The 2,946-nt window shown below is 74.8% G+C and carries 4 protein-coding genes and 1 pseudogene; 4 read left to right on the top strand and 1 reads right to left on the bottom strand.

The annotated features are described in order from the left end of the window. Nucleotides 1-25: 25 nt before the first annotated feature. Nucleotides 26-676 (top strand): helix-turn-helix domain-containing protein, encoded by a 651-nt coding sequence (locus tag H5J29_RS27375; RefSeq protein WP_312858441.1) that lies wholly within the window; start codon nucleotides 26-28, stop codon nucleotides 674-676. A gap of 37 nt (nucleotides 677-713) precedes the next feature. Then, nucleotides 714-1,316, top strand: a complete 603-nt coding sequence (locus tag H5J29_RS27370) for a DUF5701 family protein (protein ID WP_181783879.1) — start codon at nucleotides 714-716, stop codon at nucleotides 1,314-1,316. Between the two features lie 144 nt (nucleotides 1,317-1,460). On the opposite strand, the gene H5J29_RS27365 is transcribed toward H5J29_RS27370, so the two are convergent. After that, on the bottom strand, nucleotides 1,461-1,982 hold the full coding sequence (locus H5J29_RS27365; protein ID WP_312858440.1) for a TetR/AcrR family transcriptional regulator: 522 nt from the start codon (nucleotides 1,980-1,982) through the stop codon (nucleotides 1,461-1,463). A gap of 69 nt (nucleotides 1,983-2,051) precedes the next feature. Between H5J29_RS27365 and H5J29_RS36375 the strand changes: the two genes are divergently transcribed. Continuing rightward, nucleotides 2,052-2,675, top strand: coding sequence for an SRPBCC family protein (locus H5J29_RS36375; protein ID WP_181783878.1), 624 nt, complete (start codon nucleotides 2,052-2,054; stop codon nucleotides 2,673-2,675). A gap of 38 nt (nucleotides 2,676-2,713) precedes the next feature. Further along, nucleotides 2,714-2,946 (top strand): annotated as a pseudogene (locus H5J29_RS27355) (hypothetical protein); the annotation flags it as partial.

The raw sequence follows: 2,946 nt of genomic DNA, 5'->3' as shown, positions 1-2,946 counted from the left end.
GGGAGACATGCCTTAGCCTCGCCCCGTGCAGGACACGACCGGGGAGCTGCCCGGGCACGGACCGGCGGCCCGCGAGGTCGTGGAACCAAGCCCGCAGGAGGGCAGGCTCGAGCGCGCGATCGCCGCGCAGGTCCGCCGCCTGCGCCAGGGCGCCGGGCTCACCCTCGCGGACCTGGCGACCCGCACGGGGATCTCCAAGCCCATGCTGTCCAAGATCGAGAACGCCCAGACCTCCTGCTCGTTGACCACCCTCGCCCGGCTGGCCGACTCCCTCGACGTGCCGGTCACGGCCCTGTTCCGCGGCGCCGACACCCCCCGCGAGGCCGTGTTCACCCCGGCCGGGTCCGGCGCCCGGATCGTGGCGCGCGGCACCCGCGTCGGGCACGACTACACGCTGCTCGGCGCGCTGCGCGGCCCGCACAAGCGCATGGAGGCGCACCTCGTCACGCTCACCGAGCGCAGCGAGGAGTTCCCGCTGTTCCAGCACCCCGGCACCGAGCTGCTGTTCCTGCTCGAGGGCGAGATGGTCTACGGCCACGGCGAGGCCGAGTACCGGATGCGCCCCGGCGACGCGCTGCAGCTCGACGGCGAGGGCGTGCACGGTCCGAAGGAGCTGGTCAGCCTGCCGATCCGCTTCCTGTCCGTGGTCGCGTACGGGGACGCGCGCGAGGCCTGACGGCGTCGTCCGGCCGAGATGCGGTACAGATGGTGTCGTGCTGCCGACCGTGCTCGACCAGGCCGAGCGACTCGTCGCGCTCGACGCGACCGCTCCGCTGACCCCCGCCGAGCTGCGGATCGCGGCGAAGGGCCTGCCGGACCGGCCGGGCCTGCTCGTGGTCGCGGGCGCCCGGCCCTCCGCACTCGCCCCGCTGCTCCGCCGCGGCGACAAGGAGGGGTTCGTGGTCGGCGACATGACGGACGCGGACGACTTCGCGCCGACCGTCGAGCTCCCGGACGCCCCGGTCTACCTGCTCGAGGGCCTCGACCGCGGCGACCACCTCGCGAACTGGAGCCCGGAGGAGACCGCTCCGGAGCTGGGGCGCACGGGCCGCACCCCGCTGCTGCTCACCGAGGGCGTGCAGTGGGTGCTGCAGGACCCGGAGGTGTTGGCGCGCAACGCCTGCTTCATGACCATCGGGTCCCGCCTGCGCAAGCCCGACGGAAGGTACGACGCCCGCACCCCCGCCGTCTGGATCTCGAACGGGACCGGGCGGGACGGCCGCGAGCGGAAGGACGCGCCGAAGGTCGGCTGGTGCTGGTGGGGCAACCGGCACACCTGGTTGGGCTTCGCCTCGGCGACCGCTCGCTCGGCCTGACCGCCGCGGCGACGGCTCCCTCGCCCCGCCCCCGCCGCCGAGAGAGCACGTTTCGTGCTCTCAGCGCGGCATGATCACCGGTTGCGTGCAGTCAGCGCGCCCACGACAGCGCTGAGAGCACGCAACCGCTGATCATGGTCGGAGCTATCCGAGCCTCTCGAGCAGCTCGTCGACCAGCTCCTCCGGTCTCGGGGCGCCGGGCTGCTTGGGCAGATGGCCCGTGAGGGTCAGCTCGGCCGCTCCGTGACAGAGCGCCCAGAGCAGCGGGGCGCTCCGCGCCGGATCGGCCCGCAGTCCGGCCCGGCGGACCTGCGCCGTGAGCGCCGAGACCGCCGCGTCCGCCGCCGCGCCCAGCTCGTCGTGCGGCTCGTCCCCCCAGGCCCCGAAGACCAGCCGGAAACGATTCGGACGGGCCTGCGCCCAGTCGAGGTAGCCGAGCGCCGCGGTCCGCAGGTCCGGCGCCGCGGTGACCTGCTCCGCCAGGTCGTGCAGCGCCGCGGCGGCGACCGCCGCCAGCAGGTCCCGCTTGTCGGCGAAGTGCCGGTAGGGCGTGTTGTGCGAGACGCCCGCCCGCGCCCCCACCTCCCGCAGCGTCACGGCGGCCGGACCGCCCTCGTCGAGCAGCGCGGTCGCCGCCGCGGCCAGCCGGTCCCGCGTTCCCGCCACGATTCCCCCTCGCCATGTTGACGTCGTCAACGCTAGCCTTGTTGACAACGTCAACATCGAGGAGCCGCCGTGTCCCGAGTCCGTGTCGTCTCGCTCGTCCTGGTCGGGGTCCTGGGCCTCGGCACCCTGGGCGCCTGGTCGGCGGTGCAGCCACCCGCCGTCCCGCCCGCCTACGACGGGCCGCGCCCCGACCCCGTCGCCGACGGCTACGTCAGCCACACCGAGTCCGTGTTCGTGGCGGTGTCGCCCGCGCGCTACCGGGCCTGGGTGGGCGGGCGGGACCTGTCCGACGTCGTCGCACCGCCGGAGGGCGGGCTCGCCGCGGTCGTGGCGACCACGCCCCTGCGCGGCGACTGGGACCCCGCCCGGGATCGCAGCGGCGACCGCAGGCGCGTCACGTTCGCCGACGGGCACCACCTCGCCGAGGAGGTCCTCGTCGACACCCCGGAGCGGTTCCGCTACCTCATCTGGGGGTTCACCGCGCCGCAGCGGTTCGCGGTCGCGCACGGGACCGCCGAGTTCACCTACACCGCCGCCCCCGGCGGCATGACGCTGAGCTGGACCTACTCGTTCCTCCCGTCGAACGGGCTCGTCGCGCCCTTCGTGCGCGGGTTCGTCGCGGACACCATCGCGCCGATGATGCGGGGCACCCTGGAGGGCATGCGGGTCGGCGCGGAGCGTGCCTCGATCTGAGACGGGTGCGGGGCGGCCGCGCGATTAGGGTCCGGCGGATGACGGTCCGGTCCCCCGCCGAGGAGCCGATGGTCGCCCGGTGGGGGTCCGAGCATCCGGCCGCGCCGCTGGTCGTGGTGCTGCACGGCAACGGGACCAGCGAGCATTCCATGATCGAGATCTCGCCGTGGCTCCCGCACGGACCCGTGGCGTACGTGGCCGTGCGGGCCCCGCTCGCCGTCGAGCGCGGGTTCGCGTGGTTCCCCCCGGCGGACCGGCCCGACCCCGCCGC

This window comes from Pseudonocardia pini (assembly GCF_013870575.1).
Lineage (GTDB): Bacteria > Actinomycetota > Actinomycetes > Mycobacteriales > Pseudonocardiaceae > Pseudonocardia > Pseudonocardia pini.
This window is presented reverse-complemented; position numbering and strand designations above follow the sequence as displayed.